Annotated in this window: 23 protein-coding genes; 14 read left to right on the top strand and 9 right to left on the bottom strand. The window is 65.2% G+C overall.

Annotated elements, in window-relative coordinates; translation table 11 throughout:
• The first annotated feature begins 13 nt into the window (after positions 1–13).
• The 4 genes from VGU00_RS07475 to VGU00_RS07490 all read left to right on the top strand — a co-directional run bounded on the left by VGU00_RS07475 (position 14) and on the right by VGU00_RS07490 (position 4,231).
• Positions 14–1,027 carry a polyprenyl synthetase family protein gene (locus VGU00_RS07475; RefSeq protein WP_327467039.1) on the top strand — a complete coding sequence of 338 codons (1,014 nt, stop codon included), beginning with the start codon at positions 14–16 and terminating at the stop codon, positions 1,025–1,027.
• Between the two features lie 7 nt (positions 1,028–1,034).
• Positions 1,035–1,421, top strand: a complete 387-nt coding sequence (locus VGU00_RS07480) for a DUF1801 domain-containing protein (RefSeq protein WP_327467041.1) — start codon at positions 1,035–1,037, stop codon at positions 1,419–1,421.
• Positions 1,421–3,883, top strand: coding sequence for an ATP-dependent helicase HrpB (hrpB, locus tag VGU00_RS07485; protein ID WP_327467043.1), 2,463 nt, complete (start codon positions 1,421–1,423; stop codon positions 3,881–3,883). The genes VGU00_RS07480 and hrpB overlap by 1 nt, the downstream gene beginning before the upstream one ends.
• Positions 3,884–3,952: 69 nt before the next feature.
• Complete coding sequence (locus VGU00_RS07490) at positions 3,953–4,231, top strand: ETC complex I subunit (protein ID WP_327467045.1); 279 nt, start codon at positions 3,953–3,955, stop codon at positions 4,229–4,231.
• 30 nt (positions 4,232–4,261) lie between these two features.
• Here the strand turns inward: VGU00_RS07490 and VGU00_RS07495 are convergent, their stop codons facing one another.
• The 5 genes from VGU00_RS07495 to VGU00_RS07515 all read right to left on the bottom strand — a co-directional run bounded on the left by VGU00_RS07495 (position 4,262) and on the right by VGU00_RS07515 (position 6,292).
• Positions 4,262–4,480, bottom strand: coding sequence for a DUF4170 domain-containing protein (locus VGU00_RS07495; protein WP_058538113.1), 219 nt, complete (start codon positions 4,478–4,480; stop codon positions 4,262–4,264).
• Between the two features lie 78 nt (positions 4,481–4,558).
• Positions 4,559–4,915, bottom strand: coding sequence for a hypothetical protein (locus VGU00_RS07500; protein WP_327467050.1), 357 nt, complete (start codon positions 4,913–4,915; stop codon positions 4,559–4,561).
• Entirely contained in the window at positions 4,899–5,246 is a 348-nt protein-coding gene (locus VGU00_RS07505; protein ID WP_327467052.1) for a hypothetical protein, read from the bottom strand. The genes VGU00_RS07500 and VGU00_RS07505 overlap by 17 nt, the downstream gene beginning before the upstream one ends.
• Before the next feature lie 28 nt (positions 5,247–5,274).
• The gene (locus tag VGU00_RS07510) at positions 5,275–5,739 is read right to left on the bottom strand and encodes a phage holin family protein (RefSeq protein ID WP_327467053.1); all 465 of its coding nucleotides are present in this window, start codon (positions 5,737–5,739) and stop codon (positions 5,275–5,277) included.
• Between the two features lie 7 nt (positions 5,740–5,746).
• The gene (locus tag VGU00_RS07515; protein WP_327467054.1) at positions 5,747–6,292 is read right to left on the bottom strand and encodes a hypothetical protein; all 546 of its coding nucleotides are present in this window, start codon (positions 6,290–6,292) and stop codon (positions 5,747–5,749) included.
• A gap of 203 nt (positions 6,293–6,495) precedes the next feature.
• Between VGU00_RS07515 and eno the strand changes: the two genes are divergently transcribed.
• Entirely contained in the window at positions 6,496–7,770 is a 1,275-nt protein-coding gene (eno, locus tag VGU00_RS07520) for a phosphopyruvate hydratase (protein ID WP_327467056.1), read from the top strand.
• 204 nt (positions 7,771–7,974) lie between these two features.
• Positions 7,975–8,172, top strand: a complete 198-nt coding sequence (locus VGU00_RS07525) for a hypothetical protein (RefSeq protein ID WP_327467058.1) — start codon at positions 7,975–7,977, stop codon at positions 8,170–8,172.
• 96 nt (positions 8,173–8,268) lie between these two features.
• Here VGU00_RS07525 and VGU00_RS07530 read toward each other — a convergent pair whose 3' ends face one another.
• Positions 8,269–9,120, bottom strand: coding sequence for a hypothetical protein (locus tag VGU00_RS07530; RefSeq protein ID WP_327467060.1), 852 nt, complete (start codon positions 9,118–9,120; stop codon positions 8,269–8,271).
• A 178-nt stretch (positions 9,121–9,298) separates the two neighbouring features.
• Between VGU00_RS07530 and VGU00_RS07535 the strand changes: the two genes are divergently transcribed.
• The 7 genes from VGU00_RS07535 (at position 9,299) to VGU00_RS07565 (ending at position 14,910) form a co-directional block, all read left to right on the top strand.
• Entirely contained in the window at positions 9,299–10,138 is an 840-nt protein-coding gene (locus VGU00_RS07535; protein WP_327467062.1) for an anthrax toxin lethal factor-related metalloendopeptidase, read from the top strand.
• Between the two features lie 85 nt (positions 10,139–10,223).
• On the top strand, positions 10,224–10,550 hold the full coding sequence (locus VGU00_RS07540; RefSeq protein WP_327467063.1) for an FtsB family cell division protein: 327 nt from the start codon (positions 10,224–10,226) through the stop codon (positions 10,548–10,550).
• A gap of 130 nt (positions 10,551–10,680) precedes the next feature.
• Positions 10,681–11,751, top strand: a complete 1,071-nt coding sequence (gene pdhA, locus VGU00_RS07545) for a pyruvate dehydrogenase (acetyl-transferring) E1 component subunit alpha (protein ID WP_327467065.1) — start codon at positions 10,681–10,683, stop codon at positions 11,749–11,751.
• Between the two features lies 1 nt (position 11,752).
• On the top strand, positions 11,753–13,135 hold the full coding sequence (locus VGU00_RS07550) for a pyruvate dehydrogenase complex E1 component subunit beta (RefSeq protein ID WP_327467067.1): 1,383 nt from the start codon (positions 11,753–11,755) through the stop codon (positions 13,133–13,135).
• Positions 13,136–13,163: 28 nt separating this feature from the next.
• On the top strand, positions 13,164–13,763 hold the full coding sequence (locus VGU00_RS07555) for a hypothetical protein (RefSeq protein ID WP_327467069.1): 600 nt from the start codon (positions 13,164–13,166) through the stop codon (positions 13,761–13,763).
• An 83-nt stretch (positions 13,764–13,846) separates the two neighbouring features.
• Positions 13,847–14,560, top strand: a complete 714-nt coding sequence (gene cysE / locus VGU00_RS07560; protein ID WP_327467071.1) for a serine O-acetyltransferase — start codon at positions 13,847–13,849, stop codon at positions 14,558–14,560.
• Positions 14,560–14,910: a DUF2794 domain-containing protein gene (locus VGU00_RS07565; RefSeq protein WP_327467073.1), complete on the top strand. Its 351-nt coding sequence runs from the start codon at positions 14,560–14,562 to the stop codon at positions 14,908–14,910. The genes cysE and VGU00_RS07565 overlap by 1 nt, the downstream gene beginning before the upstream one ends.
• On the opposite strand, the gene VGU00_RS07570 is transcribed toward VGU00_RS07565, so the two are convergent.
• The 3 genes from VGU00_RS07570 to VGU00_RS07580 form a co-directional block, all read right to left on the bottom strand.
• A complete protein-coding gene (locus VGU00_RS07570) occupies positions 14,888–15,961 on the bottom strand; it encodes a hypothetical protein (protein WP_327467075.1) in 1,074 nt (357 codons plus the stop codon). The two genes, VGU00_RS07565 and VGU00_RS07570, sit on opposite strands and share 23 nt — an antisense overlap.
• Before the next feature lie 77 nt (positions 15,962–16,038).
• Positions 16,039–16,695 (bottom strand): DUF4328 domain-containing protein, encoded by a 657-nt coding sequence (locus VGU00_RS07575; RefSeq protein ID WP_327467077.1) that lies wholly within the window; start codon positions 16,693–16,695, stop codon positions 16,039–16,041.
• 56 nt (positions 16,696–16,751) lie between these two features.
• Positions 16,752–17,654 (bottom strand): SDR family oxidoreductase, encoded by a 903-nt coding sequence (locus VGU00_RS07580; RefSeq protein WP_327467079.1) that lies wholly within the window; start codon positions 17,652–17,654, stop codon positions 16,752–16,754.
• Between the two features lie 187 nt (positions 17,655–17,841).
• Between VGU00_RS07580 and VGU00_RS07585 the strand changes: the two genes are divergently transcribed.
• On the top strand, positions 17,842–19,221 hold the full coding sequence (locus tag VGU00_RS07585) for an OprO/OprP family phosphate-selective porin (RefSeq protein WP_327467081.1): 1,380 nt from the start codon (positions 17,842–17,844) through the stop codon (positions 19,219–19,221).
• Positions 19,222–19,247: the final 26 nt, after the last annotated feature.

Genomic DNA, 19,247 nt, shown 5'->3' on the forward strand with positions numbered 1-19,247 from the left:
GGGTCGCCGCGTCATGACTGCGGAAATCCACTTGCTCCACGGCGACCGCCCGCCCTCGCTCGACCCGATGATGGCGCTTGTCGCCGCCGATATGAACGAGGTGAATTCGGTCATCCTCGATCGCATGCAATCCGAAGTGCCGCTGATCCCCGAACTCGCGGGGCACCTGATCGCGGGTGGCGGCAAGCGGATGCGGCCGATGTTGACGCTCGCCTGCGGCAAGCTGCTCGATTATCCGGGTCGCCGCCATTGCAAGCTCGCCGCGGCGGTCGAATTCATCCATACTGCGACGCTGCTCCACGACGATGTCGTCGACAAATCGGGGCTCCGCCGCGGCCGCAAGACCGCGAATATCATCTGGGGTAACAGCGCTTCGGTGCTCGTCGGCGATTTCCTGTTCAGCCGCGCTTTCGAAGTGATGGTCGAGGACGGCTCGCTGAAAGTGCTCAAGATCCTGTCGCGCGCGTCGGCCGTGATCGCGGAGGGCGAGGTCAACCAGCTTTCGGCGCAGCGCCGCATCGAAACGAGCGAAGACCAGTATCTGACGATCATCAACGCCAAGACCGCCGAACTGTTCGCCGCGGCGTGCAAGATCGCCGCGGTGGTTGCCGAGCGCGACGATGCCACCGAAGCCGCGCTCGACGCCTATGGCCGTAATCTCGGCATCGCGTTCCAGCTTGTCGACGATGCGATCGACTATGTGTCGGACGCCGAAACGATGGGCAAGGGCGTCGGCGACGATTTCCGCGACGGCAAGGTGACGCTGCCCGTCATTCTTGCTTACGCGCGCGGCAGTGCCGAAGAGCGCGAGTTCTGGAAGCTCGCGATCACCGGGCACAAGACGTCGGACGAGGATCTGGCCTATGCGACCTCGCTGCTCCGTAAACATGATACGATAGGCGACACGCTGGCGCGCGCGCGCCATTATGGGCAGCGCGCGGTCGACGCGATCGGCGGCTTCCCCGCCAGCCAGGCGAAATCGGCGCTGACCGAGGCGGTCGCCTTCGCGGTCGCGCGCGCCTATTGAGGCCGGCATGGCGATGATGGGCCCCGCGGCGGAAAGCCCCGATGCCTATATCGCGGCGCTTTCGGGCTGGCAGCGGACATGCGCCGAAACGATGCGCGCCGCGATCATGGCCGCCGCGCCGTTCGACGAGACGATCAAATGGACCAACCTCGTCTTCATGGCGAACGGTCCGTGCATCCTGATCCGCGCCGAGGAACATCGCGTGCTGCTCGGTTTCTGGCGCGGCAAGCGGCTGCGCGAGATCGAACCGCGGATCAAGGCGAGCGGCAAATATGAACTCGGCAATCTGGTGCTGGCCGAGGGCGACGTCGTGACGACGGAAGCCGTCGCAACGCTCGCGGCCGAAGCCTTCCGCCTCAATGCCGAACTGGGCAACCCCGCGGCGCGAAGCTGATGCAGCCGCTTCCGATCGACATCGTGTTGCCCGATATCATGGCGGCGCTGGTGCTGAAGCCCAACGCCGTCGTCGTCGCACCGCCGGGCGCGGGCAAGACGACGCGCGTTGCGCCCGCGTTGCTCGACCAGCCATGGTGTACGGGCGCGGTCTGGCTCCTGTCGCCGCGCCGGCTCGCCGCGCGCGCCGCGGCGGAACGCATTGCCGAAGAGATGGGCGAGGCGGTCGGGGGCAAGGTCGGCTATGCGACGCGTCTCGACAGCAAGCAGTCGGCGGCGACCCGGCTGCTCGTGATGACGCCGGGTCTGTTCCGCAACCGCATCCTCGCCGATCCCGAACTTGCGGGCGTGTCGGCAGTGCTGTTCGACGAAGTCCACGAACGCAGCCTCGATGGCGACTTTGCGCTGGCCCTCGCGATAGACGCACAGCAGGGACTGCGCGACGACATCCGTCTTGTCGCCATGTCGGCGACGCTCGACGGTGCGCGCTTCGGCGCGCTGCTCGGCAATGCGCCGGTGGTGAAGAGCGAGGGCAAGATCTGGCCGCTCGACCTCCGCCATATCGGCCGCCGCGCCGAGGACCGGCTCGAGGCGTCGGTGCTGGGCGCGGTGCGGCAGGCACTGGCCGACGAAGCGGAAGGCGACATGCTCGCCTTCCTGCCCGGGGCTGCCGATATCGAACGCGCGGCGACTGCGGTCGAGGAAGCGCGCCTGCCGCTCGTCGCCCACCGTCTCCATGGCCAGATCGACCCTATGCTACAGCGCAAGGCACTCGTTCGCGATCCCGACGGGCGGCGCAAACTGATCCTCGCGACGAGCATCGCCGAAACCAGCCTGACGATCGACGGCGTGCGCATCGTGATCGATGCCGGGCTGTCGCGCCGTCCGCGTTTCGACAAGGCGGCGGGGATCGCGCGGCTCGTCACCGAACGCGCAAGTCAGGCATCGGCGACGCAGCGCGCGGGGCGCGCCGCGCGGCAGGGACAGGGTGTGGCTTATCGCCTCTGGGAAGCCGCCGCGACCGCCGGCATGCCGCCGTTCGATCCGCCCGAAATCCATGAAAACGACCTGATGCCGGTCGTGCTCGACTGCGCGAGCTGGGGTATCGTCGATCCGCGCCAGCTCGGCTGGCTCGACCCACCGTCGCCCGCTGCGATTTCGGAAGCCAAGTCGCGGTTGCAGGCGATCGGGGCGCTGGGCGACGACGGCCGCATCACGCCGCATGGCAAAGCGCTCGCCGCGATTCCGTTGCCGGTGCCGCTCGCCCATATGCTGCTCGACGCCGCCCGCGCGAACGAGGCCGAAATGGCAGGACGGCTTGCGGTCCTCCTTACCGAACCGGGGCTGGGCGGGCGCGGCGTTGATGTCGAGGCGCGGCTGGCGCGCTGGCGCGGCCAGCGTAACGAACGCTCCGAGGGCGCATGGCGTCTTGCACAGCGGCTGGCGAAGATCGGCGAGAAACTGGCGGCGCAAACCGATACCGTGCCGTCGCGCTCGATCGGCGGCTGGATTGCAACCGCCTGGCCCGACCGCGTCGCGCGTGGGCGCGCCGGGCAGCGCGGCGAATATCTCAGCGTCGGCGGGCGCGCCTATCGCATCGATCCGGTCGATCCGCTCGCGGGAAGCGAGTGGCTGGCGATCGCCGATGCGCAGGGCCATGCCGCCGGGGTCCGCATTCTGGCCGCGGCGCCGATCGATCAGGGCGAGGTCGAGGCGCTGTTTGCCGATCGCATCGTCGCGCATTCGGCAAGCAGCTACGACAGCGCGAACGACCGCGTCGATCACCGCCGCGAACGACGGCTCGGCGCGATCGCGCTGACGAGCGGGCAGGCGGGGCGCAGCGAAAATGCCGAGGACGATGTCGCGGTACGCATGGATGCGGTCCGGAGCAAAGGGCTCGGGCTGATCGGCTGGGGTCCCGTGTCGCAGGCGCTACGCCAGCGCGCGTCCTTTGCGGGGCTCGATGCGCTGTCGACGAACGCACTGGGCGACAGCCTTGAAATCTGGCTCGAACCTTTGCTTTCGGGGTGCCGCGGGCTGCGCGATATCGGCGACCGCAAGCTGGCCGACGTGCTGATGGCGATGCTCGACTGGCCCGCGCGGCAACTGCTCGAAAAACATGCTCCCGCCGATTACCTGACGCCCGTCGGCAGCCGCCATCCGATCGACTATGGCGCCGACGGCGGGCCGACGGTCAGCGTTCGGGTGCAGGAATTGTTCGGGCTGGCGCGGCATCCGCTGGTCGGCGATCCGCCGGTGCCGCTGGTGCTCGCGCTGACATCGCCCGCGCACCGGCCGATCCAGACGACGCGCGACCTTGTCTCCTTCTGGAGCGGCAGCTGGCACGACGTTGCGCGCGAGATGCGCGGACGTTATCCCAAGCATAGCTGGCCCGACGATCCAGCGAATGCGCGGCCAACCCTGATGACGAAAGCGGCGCAGGCGCGGCGCGATGCGCAATAGGCCTCTTTTCGCGGGACGAGCTTGGCGCTAAGGCGGCGGCTCAGGCCCCGGTTGAACAGGACGACCCCGATGAAAGCGCGTATTTTCCAGAAGCCCAAGAACGCCATGCAGTCGGGGCGCGCCGGAACGCAGCGCTGGATGCTGGAATATGCTCCGGCGGAAGCGCGCAAGGCCGATCCGCTGATGGGCTGGGCCGGCAGCGGCGACACGCAGCGCCAGCTGCGACTGGGCTTCGCGAGCCGGGAAGAGGCGCTCGCTTATGCGGCGCGTAACGGCATCGAGGCCGAAGTCGTCACGACGCCCGAACGCCGCCTGAAGATCCAGGCCTACGCCGACAATTTCCGCTGATAAGAAGACGGCCCCGAAGGGCCGTCGAAATCAGGCTTCGGCGTCCGGCTGCAACAGCTTGTGCAGGTGGACGACGACATATTTCATTTCGGCATCGTCGACCGTGCGCTGGGCCGCGCTGCGCCACGCCTTTTCGGCCGATTTATAGTCGGGATAGAGGCCGACGACGTCGAGGTTGTGCAGGTCGACGAAGTCGAGACCCTGCGGATCGGCGACGCGTCCGCCGAACACGAGATGCAATTTGCTCATGGCTGCTTTCCTTGCGGGTAGCACTGGAAGGGGAGGATGCGCGCCCCTAGCAGTGCTTCGCCGCTACGGCAAGTCAGCTCACTCCTCGGGTTTGCGGCCCTTCGGGATGAGCGAACCGAGCAGCGCGCCGATCGCGACCGCGCCCGCGACAAGCGCCAGCGGCTGTTTCTCGGCGACGTCCTTCAGCTTGCTGTTCGCGCGCTTTGCCTGTGCCTTGCCCTTTTCATAGGCTTCGCCGGCCGCTTCGCGGGCAACGCCGGCCTGTTCGCTTGCCTTCGCGGCGAGGTCGCTCGTCGCGGCGCGGGCGCGGCCATAACCGTCCTGGATCCGCGCCTTCGCGGCTTCGGCGGTCAGGCGGGCGTTTTCGGCGGTTTTCTCCGCAAGTTCACTCGCCTTTTCACGCGTTTCGCGGGCGGTTTCACTGAACGGCTTCATCTTTTTCTTCCTCCAGAGTTTCAACTTCATCTTCGTCCGCCGCGTCATCGGCGGGCCGAAAATGATCGGCGACATCGGCCGCCAGGTCCTGAATCTTGCGTGCCAGCTTCGGCGCATGTTCCTTGATCGGTTCGCGCAGTAGCCACGCAATGCCCGCCGCCGCCGCGATCGCGATCGGCAGCTTGTTGCTCCGAAACTGTTGCTGCACCGCCTGCGCGGTGTCGTCGACCTTCTCGCCGATGCGATATTTGCCGCGATCGAGGAGCGCCCTGGGCCGGAGCGCCGCGCGTGCGACGTCGAGCCGCCGGTGCAGTTCCGCGCGCTGGAGCATCGAACGGCGCGCGGCGGCGATCAGGCGATTACGCGTCCGCGGCATCGTCGATCCCTTCGTTAGAGAGGTCGCGCCGAAGCGCGGTACGGATGTCGCCATAGCTTTTCTGCGCACGCCACCCGGCAAAGGCGGCGACGGCGAGCAGAGCGGCGACGACGATCAGTGTCGCGACGAACGGTCCGACATGCGGGGCGAGCGCGAGGATCGCCCCGAAAGCGAGCGCCAGCATCGCGATACCAAGCGCCGATGCCGCAACCGCACCCCAGCCCGCCGTCCACGACGCGCCGTGCAGCGCCAGCTCGGTGCGTGCTTCGAGCAGGGCAAGCTCCGCCTTTGCCGTCGCCGAAAGATTGTCGACGACATCGCCGACGATCTTTTCGAGCGGAACGGGCGGCGGGGTCGCGGGACGCCCGTCGGGGGCATAGCCGTGGCTTACGCGGTCGAAACCGCGCTCGTCGGACGGCGGCGGGATGTTCGGATCGGGAGCAACCAAGACCTTGTCAATCGTTGGAGCTGCCCTTGAGCATGCGGGCAAGGACGAAACCGATCACCGTCGCGGCACCGACCGCGATCGCCGGGTTCTTCTTGACCATGTCGCGGGTCGAGGCGGCGAGCTCGTCGAGATCCTTCTTGTCGAGCGTCGTCGCGAGGCCGGCGACGGTCGAGGCGGCCGAACGGGCATAGTCGCCATATTGCTTGCCGAACTTGCTGTCGACGGTGCCGGCGCTGTCCTCGAGCATCTTCGCAAGGCTGCCGACGGCTTCGGCCGCCTTGTCCTTGCCCTTGGTCGCGGCATCGCGCGCCTTGGTCGACGCCTGTTTCTTCAGCGCGGTCGCTTCTTCCTTCAGCGACGCAGCCTTTTTCGACGCTTCGGACTTGATGGTGTCGCGCGTCGCGGCGATTTGGTCGCGGATCGGATGCTCCTTGGCGGCCTTCACACTGGCGGGCTTGCGGGCGGGCGCGGCCTTGGTGGCAGCGGCCTTCGCGGGGGCCTTGGGACGGGGAGCAGCGGCTTTCTTCGTCGCGGGAGTTGCGGCTTTGGCCATCGTTTAGTCCTCTTCTCTTGTGTCGGGCGCCGCCGGGGCGGACATCCTTTTTTGGTCCTGCTTCAATATATAGCAAGGCGCGACGAATGGTTCCATCCCTCCGCAAAATTCCTATGCAGCGGTTGCACTAACGTCACCCTGCCGATAACAGGCGGGCGCCTTTCTCCACCGGCCCGTTCGCGGCCGCCAGCAGGACATTATCCATGACCGCCATCATCGACATCCACGGCCGCGAAATCCTCGACAGCCGGGGCAACCCTACGGTCGAAGTCGATGTCCTTCTGGAAGATGGCAGCTTTGGCCGCGCCGCGGTCCCCTCGGGCGCGTCGACCGGCGCGCACGAAGCGGTCGAACTTCGCGACGGCGACAAGAGCCGCTATCTGGGTAAGGGCGTCACGAAAGCGGTCGCCGCGGTCAACGGCGATATCGCCGAGGCGCTGATCGGCCTCGATGCCGAGGACCAGCGCGAACTCGACCAGGCGATGATCGACCTCGACGGCACCCCGAACAAGAGCCGCCTTGGCGCAAATGCGATCCTCGGGGTCAGCCTTGCCGCTGCAAAAGCTGCGGCCGACGCACGCGGCCTGCCGCTCTATCGTTATGTCGGCGGGGTATCGGCGCGCACGCTTCCCGTGCCGATGATGAACATCATCAACGGCGGCGAGCATGCCGACAATCCGATCGACGTGCAGGAATTCATGATCATGCCCGTCGGCGCCGGCAGTATCGCCGAAGCCGTGCGCTGGGGCAGCGAGATTTTTCACACGCTGAAGAAGGGCCTGTCGGCGAAGGGCCTCGCGACCGCGGTCGGCGACGAAGGCGGCTTCGCGCCGAACCTCGCCTCGACGCGCGCCGCGCTCGACTTCATCGCCGCATCGGTCGATCAGGCGGGTTTCAAGCTCGGCACCGACGTCGTGCTCGCGCTCGATTGCGCCGCGACCGAGTTCTTCAGGAACGGCAAATATGAGATCAGCGGCGAAGGACTGTCGCTGAGCCCCGAACAGATGGCCGAATATCTCGCCGCGCTCGTGGGCGACTATCCGATCAAATCGATCGAAGACGGGATGAGCGAGGATGATTTCACCGGCTGGAAGGCGCTCACCGACCTCGTCGGCGACAAGTGTCAGCTCGTCGGCGACGACCTGTTCGTGACCAATCCGCTGCGACTGGAGCAGGGGATCAAGGACGGCCTCGCGAACTCGCTGCTCGTCAAGGTCAACCAGATCGGCACGCTGTCGGAAACGCTCGATGCGGTCGATATGGCGCACCGCGCGCGTTACACCGCGGTCATGTCGCACCGCTCGGGCGAGACCGAGGATTCGACGATCGCCGACCTCGCGGTTGCGACCAACTGCGGCCAGATCAAGACCGGCAGCCTCGCGCGTTCGGACCGGCTCGCCAAGTACAACCAGCTGATCCGTATCGAGGAAGAGCTGGGCGACATGGCGCGTTATCCGGGCATGGCGATTTTCGCCTAAGCCGCTCTTAAGCCGGTGGACTAATCATTAGGTCGATCGGGCCGGGCCTGCTATACAGGACGGGACGACTGCGGTTTTACCACCTGATCGGCCTTTTGTGGTTTCGGCTCCTGCCCGCAGTCTCCGTCGTTGCATGACCGGCCGATCGATACTTTGCCGAGAGCCTTGGGTCGCACCTGCTCCCGCCGAAGAGGGAGCTTTGCCATGCGTGCCTTTCATATCTTGCTCGAAGACGATGGATCGGGGGGCGCGACGCGGGTCGATTTCGAGGCCGAAGGGCGCGATTTCGCGCTGGTGATCGCGGAAGGCCATGCCGGCGGACGCAGCATGGAATTGTGGGAAGGGGCGGTGCTGGTCGGCTCGCTCAACAAGACGGTGCCGCAGCTTTGGCGGCTGACCTGACCTTCTATCGCGTGTAGCGACGAGAAGGTGCAAGAGGCGTGCGTTCGTCACCCCCTTGCGGCGCGGCATGGCCTGATGGGGCTCTTTCGACGGCGGTCAGCCCGGGAATTTGGCGACACACTCCGCTATCTTTAGCGGATAGTCGGCGAGCGATGCGATCGCCGCTTTCGAAAAGGCGTTCGCGCCAGCTTTGGTTTGCGCTTCCTGCTGCCGCTCCACGGAAAGCGCCTGTTTCGCCTTCAAGTCGTTCAATATGTCCGAATAATTGGGTGCGGTGCCGACGCCGGCCAATTTCACCTTCAGCTTGGAAATGATCGAATTCGCGGCCTCGATCGCGATGTCGCCGCTCGACGCGACGGTGCCCGCCACCGAGGTTGCGGCGCCGTCCAGCGTGATCGACAAGAGAGTGCTTGACGTCGCGGCCAGAACGGGCGCCGTTTTCGCTGCGGTCGCTACCACATTGTCCCCGGCGGCTCGCGATCTCCCCTCCACGATCGAGGCGCCGAGCGTCCGCGCCTCGGCAAATTGATTGGCATATTCCCGGCTGACGCAGGTCACGGCTTCGCGGGCTTGCGCTACATGGACCTGCCGCGTGCGGACGCCGAAATAGTTCGAAAGCGCCCCGCCGGCCGCGCCAACGCCCGCCGCGTAAATCGCCCCGTCGGAATTGTTCCCCAGTGCGAGGGTAGTCGGCGCGAAGATACCCGCGGCGATGATCGGCAGTTCCGTCGCATATTTCAGCTTTTCCGAATTTTCGAGCATCATGTCGAACGTGTCGGTCGCGCCGCGCAAATAACTCAGCACATGCACCGAGTTCGTCGCGTCGAGTGCCACGGCCGCGGCGCCGGGCGCCTTGTAGGAATAGGGTGGCGGTTTGAAAGCTACCGTGGCGCAGCCGCCAAGAACAAGGCTCGTGCAACAGACGAGCGCCAACTTTTCCCACGCCATGCTTCAATCCCCCCGAATCGAATATTGCTATGCTGCAAACTGAATGCACGCCGGACAAATATCAAATGGAAGTTGGACCCGAATCCGATCATTATTGGGCAGAAGCGGTTATTCGAGAATCGCGACAAGACGGTAGGGTGACGAATATCTTTCTGGTTTCTGTGGAGGGGAAGAGGAAATGGAAGTCGAACCTGCGAAACCCGGCTATACGGCAGATGTCGATGCGGTGGAAGAAGAGTTGCGCGATCTTCCCGACATGGTCGTCGCCGCGATCGGTGCTGCACATATTCGTGTAGTTGCGTGCCGGAATTCGGTCGTCGACTTCGATGAATCGCTTTCGGGCGTTCGTCCGACCAACTGGCCCGAGGGATCGACCTGGGACGATGTGCCGGGTGCTTATATTCCCGCGAGGCGGAGGATCGTCGTCGCGACGATCGACGTGGACGGTGCACGCCGCGTCCCGCCCTACCGCTTCGGGCACGGTTCGCGAAGCCTGGCGGTGCATGAAGCACTGCACGGCTATGACTTTTCGAAGAAGCATCGATTGTCGGCCGATGAGGCATTCCGCGACGCATGGAATGAAGATCACGCCCTGCTCGGCGATTTCTATTATCAGAACGCCGAGCATGGCCCGGAGGAGAGCTTCGCCGAAAGCGGCGCACGGCACTATGGACTGGATCAGTCGGCGGCCAACGACTGGCCGCACCTGCGCGCCTTTTGGGGGCAGCATGCCGGGCGCGTGTTCGCCGAGAGCATGAACGTCGATGCGCCGGAGGAGGTCGCGAGCGACGGCGGGCGATCGGCCTCGATCGGCTGGGGCGAGGCACGCGACGACGGAAGCCTGGTCCTTTACCTGACGGCGCACGGCGCCGACGGGATGGTCGGGCACGGCAGCGTGACCTTGCCGGCAGGCGATGCGGCCAACGCCGAATTGTCCGCCAAGCTTGGCTGGTCGGGAACGGGAGCGGCGAGGGTGCGGTTCAACGTCCCGCCCTTTGACGACGACCGCGTCCCATAGGATTTTGGGAACGCCGATGCGGAATGGTGGAAAAGCCGGTTTTGCGGCCTTGACGCCGCGAATCAACTCTGATTCAAGGGCCGGAATGACGCAGCGCCACAAACTCCGCAAATCGATGAACCGGGCCGTCGGTCCCGCGATCGCGGTGATCGTGGTGCTGGCGATGATCGGCTATATCATCTTTGGCCCGACCGGCCTTTATGCCTGGGGCGACTATGGCCAGTCGGTCGAGAAGAAGCGCGTCATCCTGAGCGAGCTGACGAAGAAGCAGAACGAACTGCAAAACCGCGTCAACCTGCTCGACCGCAAGCGCGTCGACCCCGATCTTGCGGAAGAATATGTCCGCGAAAAGCTCGGCGCCTATCACCCCGACGAGGTGATCATCCCGATGGAGCCCGCGCAAAAGCCCTGACGGCTTTTGCTGCGCCTTTGCTGCATACGTAAGTCAGGCCGGCCCCCGTCCATGGTGGGCGTTGCCAAGTGCGGCGCGGCTCTCCTATAGGAGGCCGTGCCGTAACGGCTAAATGCAAAGGAAACCTCCCTTGGCCAAAGCTCCCGCGCGCAAACCTGCCGCGCCAAAAAAGACTGCATCCACCCCGGCCGCCGCGAGCAATCGCGAGCAACCGCGCGATCCCGTTCCCTATGACGCGACGCCCGAAGAGCTGGAAAAATTCTATCGCGAAATGCTGCTCATCCGCCGCTTCGAGGAAAAGGCGGGCCAGCTTTACGGCCTCGGCCTGATCGGCGGCTTCTGCCATCTCTATATCGGCCAGGAAGCCGTGGCGGTCGGGCTCCAGTCGGCGCTCGACGGCGACAAGGACAGCGTGATCACCGGCTACCGCGACCATGGCCATATGCTCGCCTATGGCATCGATCCCAAGGTGATCATGGCCGAACTGACGGGCCGCGCCGCGGGCATCTCGAAGGGCAAGGGCGGCTCGATGCACATGTTCAGCGTCGAGCATAAATTCTACGGCGGCCACGGCATCGTCGGGGCGCAGGTGTCGCTCGGCACCGGGCTCGCCTTCGCGCACAAATATCGCGGCGACGGCGGCGTGGCGATGGCCTATTTCGGCGACGGCGCCGCGAACCAGGGCCAGGTCTACGAGAGCTTCAACATGGCCGAGCTGTGGAAGCTGCCGATCATCTTCGTGATCGAGAACAACCAATATGCGATGGGCACGTCGGTCAACCGCGCGTCGGCCGAGGACCAGCTCTATCGCCGCGGCGAAAGCTTCCGCATCCCGGGCATGCAGGTCGACGGCATGGATGTGCTCGCGGTGCGCGGCGCGGCCGAAGCGGCGCTCGAATGGGTACGCGCGGGCAAGGGCCCGGTGCTGATGGAGCTCAAGACCTATCGCTATCGCGGTCACTCGATGTCCGACCCCGCCAAATATCGCAGCCGCGAGGAAGTGCAGGCGGTGCGCGACAAGAGCGATGCGATCGAACACCTCAAAAAGCTGATGGCCGATGCGGGCATCGGCGAGGACAAGTTCAAGGATATCGACAAGGAAATCCGCCAGATCGTGGCCGAGTCCGCCGACTTTGCGGAAAGCGCGCCCGAACCCGAACTTCATGAACTTTATACCGACGTGCTGGTGGAGCAATATTGAGATGGCCATCGAATTGAAGATGCCGGCGCTGTCGCCGACGATGGAAGAGGGCACGCTCGCCAAGTGGCTCGTCAAGGAAGGCGACACGGTGAAGTCGGGCGACATTCTCGCCGAGATCGAAACCGACAAGGCGACGATGGAGTTCGAAGCGATCGACGAAGGCACGATCGGCCAGATTTTGGTCGCCGAGGGCACCGACAATGTGAAGGTCGGCACCGTGATCGCGACGATCACGGGCGAGGGCGAGGAGGCCGCTGCTCCGGCGCCGGCTCCGGCCGCCGCCTCCGAGACGAAGGCCGAAGCAGCGCCTGCACCCGCTCCGGCGCCTGTACCCGCACCGGCTGCGGCTCCCGCTGCCGCCGAGCGCGCATCGGACCCCGCGATCCCCGAAGGCACCGCAATGGTCCGCCTGACCGTCCGCGAAGCGCTGCGCGACGCGATGGCCGAGGAAATGCGCAAGGACGACCGCGTCTTCGTGATGGGCGAGGAAGTCGCCGAATATCAGGGCGCGTACAAGGTCACGCAGGGCCTGCTGCAGGAATTCGGCGCGCAGCGCGTCGTCGATACCCCGATCACTGAATATGGCTTTGCCGGTCTGGGTTCGGGCGCGGCGATGGGCGGTTTGAAGCCGATCATCGAGTTCATGACGTTCAACTTCGCGATGCAGGCGATCGACCACATCATCAACTCGGCGGCGAAGACCAACTATATGTCGGGCGGCCAGATGCGCTGTCCGATCGTGTTCCGCGGCCCGAACGGCGCCGCGGCGCGCGTCGGCGCGCAGCACAGTCAGAATTATGCGCCCTGGTACGCTGCCGTCCCCGGCCTGATCGTGATCGCGCCCTATGACGCGGCCGATGCCAAGGGGCTGATGAAGGCGGCGATCCGCACCGAAGACCCCGTCGTCTTCCTCGAAAACGAGCTGCTTTATGGCCGCAGCTTCGACGTTCCCGACGTCGAGGATTTCGTCCTGCCGATCGGCAAGGCGCGCGTCATGCGTCAGGGCAGCGACGTGACCATCGTCAGCTATTCGATCGGCGTCGGGCTTGCGCTCGAAGCCGCCGACCAGCTGGCGGGCGAGGGCATCGACGCCGAGGTGATCGATCTGCGCACCTTGCGTCCGCTCGATACCGCGACCGTGCTCGCCAGCCTCAAGAAGACGAACCATCTTGTCGTCGTCGAGGAGGGCTGGCCGACCTGCTCGATCGCCAGCGAACTCGCGATGGTCGCGATGGAGCATGGCTTCGACGATCTCGACGCACCCGTCATGCGCGTGTGCAACGAAGATGTGCCGCTGCCCTATGCGAACAATCTCGAAAAGGCGGCGCTCGTCGATACGCCGCGCGTCGTGAACGCGGTGAAGGCGGTCCTCAATCGCGCCTGACGATCCGGAGGCGGTTTTCTATCCCGACATGCGCGATCCGCGCGTCATGGTCGCCGTGCCGCAATCGCGGCGCGCGGCCATGGCGGCGCTGTGGGGACTAGCCGCGCGCCTGACGAAATTGCTGGTCGATGCGCGCGAGCCGCTGATCGGCCAGATCAAGCTCGCCTGGTGGCGCGATATGGCCGCGATGATCGCGGGCGAACCCGCCGCCTTGCCCAAGGGCGAGCCGCTGCTCGCCGAGCTCCAGGCGAGCTGGGCGGGGAAGGGCAGCCTCGACGCGCTGGTCGACGCCGCCGAGGCGATGCTGCTGGCAGAGACCCCCGACGACAGGCGCGCCGCGGCGGAAAGCTTTGGCGCCCACCTCTTTTCCTTGTCCGGCGGCCGCGAATCCCTCGGCAGGCGATGGGGGATTCTGTGGGGCGCGGCGGTCGTCGAAGGCACCGTCGACGCGCGCCAACTGATCGCGGAGGCCAGGATGTGCGCCGCGCCGCCGCACCGCGACTTCGCCGGAAACCGACCTCTTTTGATGCTCGATCGCTGGGCGGCTGCGCTGGCGGCAGGCGACGGCGAACGGCGCCTGCGCGGCGAAGGTTTGCTCCTGCTGCGCATCGGGCTGTTCGGGCGCTGACGATTAAAAAGCGCGCGGGGGTGGAAATGGCGCCAACGAACATCTATCTTGCCGGGAACAAATAGGGTCGCAGGGGACATTGCATGTTCAACGGGCTGATCGCCTATCTCGATTCGATCAAGGCGCGCGACCCGGCGCCGCGGTCGCGTTGGGAAATCCTTCTCTACCCGGGACTCGTCGCGGTCGGTATGCACCGCATCGCGCATTGGCTGTTCGAAGCGCGCCTGTTCTTCCTCGCCCGCTTCGTCAATCATCTGTCGCGCTTCCTGACCGCCATCGATATCCATCCCGGCGCAAAAATCGGGAAACACCTGTTCATCGACCATGGTTTCGGCGTCGTGATCGGCGAGACGGCCGAGATCGGCGACAATGTCTCGATCTATCAGGGCGTGACGCTCGGCGGGACCGATCCCGCCAACGGCATCGGCGGCAAGCGCCATCCGACGCTGGAAAACGACGTCATCGTCGGGTCGGGCGCGCAGATACTGGGGCCCGTCACCGTCAACGCGCGGGCGCGCGTCGGCGCCAATGCCGTGGTGACCAAGGACGTTCCCGAGGGCGCGGTGATGGTCGGCATCCCCGCGCGTTCGACCCTGCTCGACGCCACCGAATATGCGCGCGAATTCGTGCCCTATGGCACGCCGTGCAGCGAAACCTTCGACCCCGCGACGCAAAAGGTCGAACTGCTGCAATGCCAGCTCGAGCAGATGCAGAAGCAGCTGAAGGCCTTGCTCGACGAACGCGAAGTCGCTGAAGAGCAGGCGCCGCGGCGCAAAGGGAGCCGGACCGGCGCCTGATGGGGACCGTGACGCCTCTGCCGTTCGGAAATAGCCGGGCGGTCCCGCAGCAGACCGGTTTCGAGCGCCCCGAACTCATGCGCATCCTCGACCTCTACGGTCGCATGGTCGCCGCGGGGCACTGGCGCGACTATGCGATGGATTTCCACCGCGACGCCGCCATCTTCTCGGCCTTTCGCCGCGCCGCCGAGCGCCCCGAATATCGTATAGAAAAACGCCCCGCCTTGCGGAGCCGGCAGGGAATGTGGGCCCTTGTCTCCGAAGCCGGGGCGATATTGAAACGCGGGGACGAGCTTTCGAACGTGCTCGCCCCCGTCGAACGCAAGCTTATGAAGCTGGTTGGAGACTGACCGTACGCGTGGTTGCGGGCAGTTGGTTCGCAAGATTGTCAGGCAGGAAGCCGACCACCACCGCGCGCGCATTCTGCCAGAAGGCCGAGAGCAGCAGCAGTGCCGATCCGATGACGAACGCCGTCATCGCGACATTGAGTTCGACCGCCCCGAATTCGCGGAACAGCTGGGTCAGCGCGAACAGCACATAGGCGAGGGCGGAGACGAGCAGCGCCCGCCGGTCGATCGCCAGCGCAATCACCCCGAAGACGACATAGATGCCGACGACCATCACCGCGGCACCGCTTCCGATATCGCTGCCGTCGGTCACGCCGAGCAGGTGGAAGACCGGATGCGCGATCATCGGTGCGGCGAGCAGGTGGAGCCAGAAGGCGACGTCGCTGCGCCGCGTTTGGCGCACCCGGTCGCTGCGATCCCACCACATGGCAAGGGTGAAGACCCCCAGTCCGGCGATCAGGACCAGCGTCATCGGCAGCGTGCCGTCGGGGCTGGCGACGCCTGCGACCGCCAGCACCAGCGCAACGGCGGTCGCCGCTAGCGCGGCCGTTCCGGCGGCGACGGTGATCGGCACCATGAAACGTTTCCAGTGCAGCCACGTTGCCGCTGCGGTCACCAGGGCCATCGATCCGATCAGGATTGCGCCGGTCGTCTCGCCGACATCACGGCCGAAAATGGACTCGCCATGCTTGACGAGGAAGCCGACCATCGTCGCGAAGACGCCGCCCGAAAAGGCGAGGACGAGGACGATGCTGGGCAGCGCCATGCGGCGCAGCCTCGTGAAATATTCGGCGAGGAACCATGCCGACGCCGCGACGAACGCGCCGCCGAGCGCGGGATGGATCGAGGCGCCGATCCAACCGACCGCGACGAGCAGGATCACCGCCGCGATGCTGACGAAAATATCGTTGAATCCGGTGATCAGGCGGAATGATTCCTCATCCGCTCCGGGGGCAGCGCGCACCGATGCGATATGCGAGCGGAAAGCCAATGCGGCCTCCGGCGTCAGTACCTTTGCATCGACCGCGGCTTGCAGGTCGCTTTCACTATACATCGGGGTCGTCCTTCTGTCCGATCCCCTTGCCCCGGAGCGCTTGTAGCATCACTGTATTAGTGATGCAATACGATAAGTCAGGCAAAGATATGCGCGGCAGTGAGGCGGTCGCGCTGCGCCGCGGTGACCCGGTCGATCAGGCGATATGCCGCGGGGTAGAGGGCGAGGCTGACCAGCGAAGCAAAGATGCCGATCTGCTGGCCGGTTTCCAGTTCGGCGGCCGAGGCGGGGTTGATCGTCAGGCGCAGCGAAATGTTCGACGCGATGTTCGCGAGCACCCAGGTGCCCCACCAGATGGCGAGCAGCCCTTCGGCGCGTTCGAGCTGGTCGCCTTGCCCGCCATGGCTGGCGTTCCAGATCTGCCGCATCGCGGCATAGGGTTTGAACAGGTTGGCGATCGGGATGAAGAACCAGCCGACCGCCCAGCCCGGGGTGTAATCGAAGCCGACCGTCCCGGCGGCAACGATATTGGCGGCGGCGCGGTATATCCACATCGCGAAGAAGACGACGGTGACGAGCGTCAGCAGGATGTCGGTCAGGCCCAGCGCGGCATAGGCGGCCGCCGCGCCCGTGAATTCGGCATTATCGTCGAGCGAAATCTTGCCCTGAAGTTCGGCGATCTGTCCGACCAGCGCGGCCGCGATCACGACAAATCCCGCGATCAGCAGGAATTTTACGAGTTTCGCCCGCTGCGCCAGCAGGTCGATTCCCTCGGCAAGCCCCATGACAGCCATGCTATTCCCCCAACGGGCCGCCGCACGCGGCGCCCCGTTGGGGGAATGTATCAGTATCAGCCCAGCGCCATCAACGCTTTCATGACGTTCGTCGACTGTTCGCTGCCCGACTGGGGCACGGTTTCGCCATTGCGATCGATGATCTTGTCCCACGCGGCGGCGACGCCCTCGGGGGTGCGCTCGCCTTCGGGCAGCGCGACGCCGGGGGTCATGGTGACGAAAGCGGCGTGGAACGCGCCCGCGCCGGCACCGACGATCATGTTCGTCGGCGCATCTTCGCTGACGAGGTAGAGTGCGGCCGGAACGACATTTTCGGGCGTGAACTTTTCGAACAGTTCGGCGGGGAAGATGTCCTCGGTCATGCGCGTGCCCGCGACCGGCGCGATCGTGTTGCAGCGGATGTTGTACTTCGCGCCTTCGAGGTGCAGCGTCTTGGTCAGTCCGGCGAGGCCCAGCTTTGCCGCGCCATAATTGGCCTGGCCGAAATTGCCGTACAGGCCGGTCGACGAAGCGGTCATCAGGATGCGGCCATAGGCCTGTTCGCGCATCAGGTCCCAGCACGCCTTGGTGACATTGGCGCTGCCGCTGACATGCACCTTCAGCACCAGGTCGAAATCGGCGGGCTCCATCTTGGCGAAGCTCTTGTCGCGCAGGATGCCGGCATTGTTGATGACGATATGGACGCCGCCCCATTCTTCCTTCGCCTTGGCGACCATTTCGACCATCTGCTCATATTCGGTAACGCTGCCGCCGTTCGACATCGCGGTGCCGCCAGCGGCGCGGATTTCCTCGACGACCTGCAGTGCAGCGTCCGAATGACCGGTGCCGTCGCGCGAACCGCCGAGGTCGTTCACGACGACCTTCGCACCGCGGCGCGCGAGTTCGAGGGCGTAAGCGCGGCCAAGGCCGCCGCCGGCGCCGGTGACAATAGCAACGCGGCCGTCAAATTTGATCGTCATGATGGTCTCCCGGAAGGGGCTGCCCGGTAAAAGGTTGCCCGAAAAAACTGGAACGTCCTTAGCCGTTCGCGCCTTGCTGGCAAGGGGGATGCGAAAAAGCGCTCGATGAAACAAAAATGTCATCTAAATGACGTGCAACTGTCACCTGTCAGTCATAACAGCGCCCGCAGATTGTGACCCTTTCGCAATGGAGCAACCGCACATGCGCCACGTCCTGACCGCCGCTTTTCTCGCGACGTCGATGCTCAGCCTGCCGACCGCCGCGCATGCGCAGGCGATGACGGCGGAAGAGGCGGCGCAGCTGCGCGCCGAACTCGCGGCGTTGAAGGCGCAGGTGCAGACGCTCGAATCGCGTCTGGATGCCGCGGCGGCTCAGCCCGCGCCGGCTCCGGCCCCGGTTGCCACGCCCACGCCGCCGTCGGTGACGGCAAAGCCCGCCACCGAAATCAGCTGGAAGGGCGCGCCCGAGATCAAGACCGCCGACGGCTGGAGCTTCAAGCCGCGCGGGCGCATGCAGTTCGACGTCGCGGGTATCGATGCACCCGCAGGCGTTCTGGGAGCGCGTGGCGGTTTGACGACCGAAATACGCCGGGTGTTCCTGGGCTTCGATGGCAAGATTCCGGGAGGCTTTTCATACCGCGCCGAAGCCGATTTCGCCGGCGGCTCGGCCGAACTGACCGACGTCTATCTTACCTATGGCACGGGGCCGCTATCCGTCACGGTCGGGCACGTCCGACACTTTACCTCGCTCGAGGATGTGACGAGCGACTTGTTCACGAGCTTTACCGAGCGTGCCGCCTTTGTGCCGGCCTTTGGTTTCGAACGCCGCGTCGGCATCGGGGTCCAATATAAGGGAAAGCAGCTTCTCGCGCAGGCGGGCGTCTTTGGCGATGATGCCAACAGTCTTTTGGACGACAAGAACAACAGCATGAGCGTCGACGGGCGGGTGATCTGGATGCCCAAATTCGGCAAAACCCAGCTGCATCTGGGCGGATCCGTCCATTTTCGCGATTTCAATGACCTGTCTACGACCGCGCGCTATCGCGCTCGACCCTTTGTCCACACGACCGACGTGCGTCTGGTCGATACCGGTGACATCAGCGCTACCGGCGAGCACGGTTTTGGGCTGGAGGGTGCGTTGATGTCGGGGCCGTTCCATGCGTCGGGCGAAGCCTTCTGGCAGAGGATGAAGCGCCCCGGCCTGGCCGACCCGACCTTCTTCGGCGGCTATGCGGAAGTCGGCATGTTGCTGACCCCCGGGGACGGCCGCAGCTACAGGGACGGGGCGTTCGACCGGTTAAGGCCGTCGAAATCGATCACCGAAGGCGGGATCGGTGCGATCGAGATCAATGCGCGGTACGATCACCTCGACCTCAACGATGGTGCGATCGTCGGCGGAACGCAAAAGACCGCACTGATCGGCGTTGTCTGGGCGCCCGTCGACTATGTCCGGATCATCGCGAACTATGGCAAATTGTGGATCGACGATGCGCGGATCGCAACCGCGACGGGCGATCGCGATTATAGCGCCGACACCTTCGGACTGCGGACACAGCTCGACTTCTGACCAAGGTGTCGGGCAATCGTCCTTGG

The organism is Sphingopyxis sp., from assembly GCF_035944815.1.
Classification (GTDB): domain Bacteria; phylum Pseudomonadota; class Alphaproteobacteria; order Sphingomonadales; family Sphingomonadaceae; genus Sphingopyxis.

What these genes read in the sequence shown, in the direction of transcription:
- VGU00_RS07475 (WP_327467039.1), top strand. Translation starts at nt 14, where the DNA reads ATGACTGCGGAAATCCACTTGCTCCACGGCGACCGCCCGCCCTCGCTC.
- VGU00_RS07480 (WP_327467041.1), top strand. Translation starts at nt 1,035, where the DNA reads ATGGCGATGATGGGCCCCGCGGCGGAAAGCCCCGATGCCTATATCGCG.
- hrpB (WP_327467043.1), top strand. Translation starts at nt 1,421, where the DNA reads ATGCAGCCGCTTCCGATCGACATCGTGTTGCCCGATATCATGGCGGCG.
- VGU00_RS07490 (WP_327467045.1), top strand. Translation starts at nt 3,953, where the DNA reads ATGAAAGCGCGTATTTTCCAGAAGCCCAAGAACGCCATGCAGTCGGGG.
- VGU00_RS07495 (WP_058538113.1), bottom strand. Translation starts at nt 4,480, where the DNA reads ATGAGCAAATTGCATCTCGTGTTCGGCGGACGCGTCGCCGATCCGCAG.
- VGU00_RS07500 (WP_327467050.1), bottom strand. Translation starts at nt 4,915, where the DNA reads ATGAAGCCGTTCAGTGAAACCGCCCGCGAAACGCGTGAAAAGGCGAGT.
- VGU00_RS07505 (WP_327467052.1), bottom strand. Translation starts at nt 5,246, where the DNA reads ATGCTCCAGCGCGCGGAACTGCACCGGCGGCTCGACGTCGCACGCGCG.
- VGU00_RS07515 (WP_327467054.1), bottom strand. Translation starts at nt 6,292, where the DNA reads ATGGCCAAAGCCGCAACTCCCGCGACGAAGAAAGCCGCTGCTCCCCGT.
- eno (WP_327467056.1), top strand. Translation starts at nt 6,496, where the DNA reads ATGACCGCCATCATCGACATCCACGGCCGCGAAATCCTCGACAGCCGG.
- VGU00_RS07525 (WP_327467058.1), top strand. Translation starts at nt 7,975, where the DNA reads ATGCGTGCCTTTCATATCTTGCTCGAAGACGATGGATCGGGGGGCGCG.
- VGU00_RS07530 (WP_327467060.1), bottom strand. Translation starts at nt 9,120, where the DNA reads ATGGCGTGGGAAAAGTTGGCGCTCGTCTGTTGCACGAGCCTTGTTCTT.
- VGU00_RS07535 (WP_327467062.1), top strand. Translation starts at nt 9,299, where the DNA reads ATGGAAGTCGAACCTGCGAAACCCGGCTATACGGCAGATGTCGATGCG.
- VGU00_RS07540 (WP_327467063.1), top strand. Translation starts at nt 10,224, where the DNA reads ATGACGCAGCGCCACAAACTCCGCAAATCGATGAACCGGGCCGTCGGT.
- VGU00_RS07550 (WP_327467067.1), top strand. Translation starts at nt 11,753, where the DNA reads ATGGCCATCGAATTGAAGATGCCGGCGCTGTCGCCGACGATGGAAGAG.
- VGU00_RS07555 (WP_327467069.1), top strand. Translation starts at nt 13,164, where the DNA reads ATGCGCGATCCGCGCGTCATGGTCGCCGTGCCGCAATCGCGGCGCGCG.
- cysE (WP_327467071.1), top strand. Translation starts at nt 13,847, where the DNA reads ATGTTCAACGGGCTGATCGCCTATCTCGATTCGATCAAGGCGCGCGAC.
- VGU00_RS07565 (WP_327467073.1), top strand. Translation starts at nt 14,560, where the DNA reads ATGGGGACCGTGACGCCTCTGCCGTTCGGAAATAGCCGGGCGGTCCCG.
- VGU00_RS07570 (WP_327467075.1), bottom strand. Translation starts at nt 15,961, where the DNA reads ATGTATAGTGAAAGCGACCTGCAAGCCGCGGTCGATGCAAAGGTACTG.
- VGU00_RS07575 (WP_327467077.1), bottom strand. Translation starts at nt 16,695, where the DNA reads ATGGCTGTCATGGGGCTTGCCGAGGGAATCGACCTGCTGGCGCAGCGG.
- VGU00_RS07580 (WP_327467079.1), bottom strand. Translation starts at nt 17,654, where the DNA reads ATGACGATCAAATTTGACGGCCGCGTTGCTATTGTCACCGGCGCCGGC.
- VGU00_RS07585 (WP_327467081.1), top strand. Translation starts at nt 17,842, where the DNA reads ATGGAGCAACCGCACATGCGCCACGTCCTGACCGCCGCTTTTCTCGCG.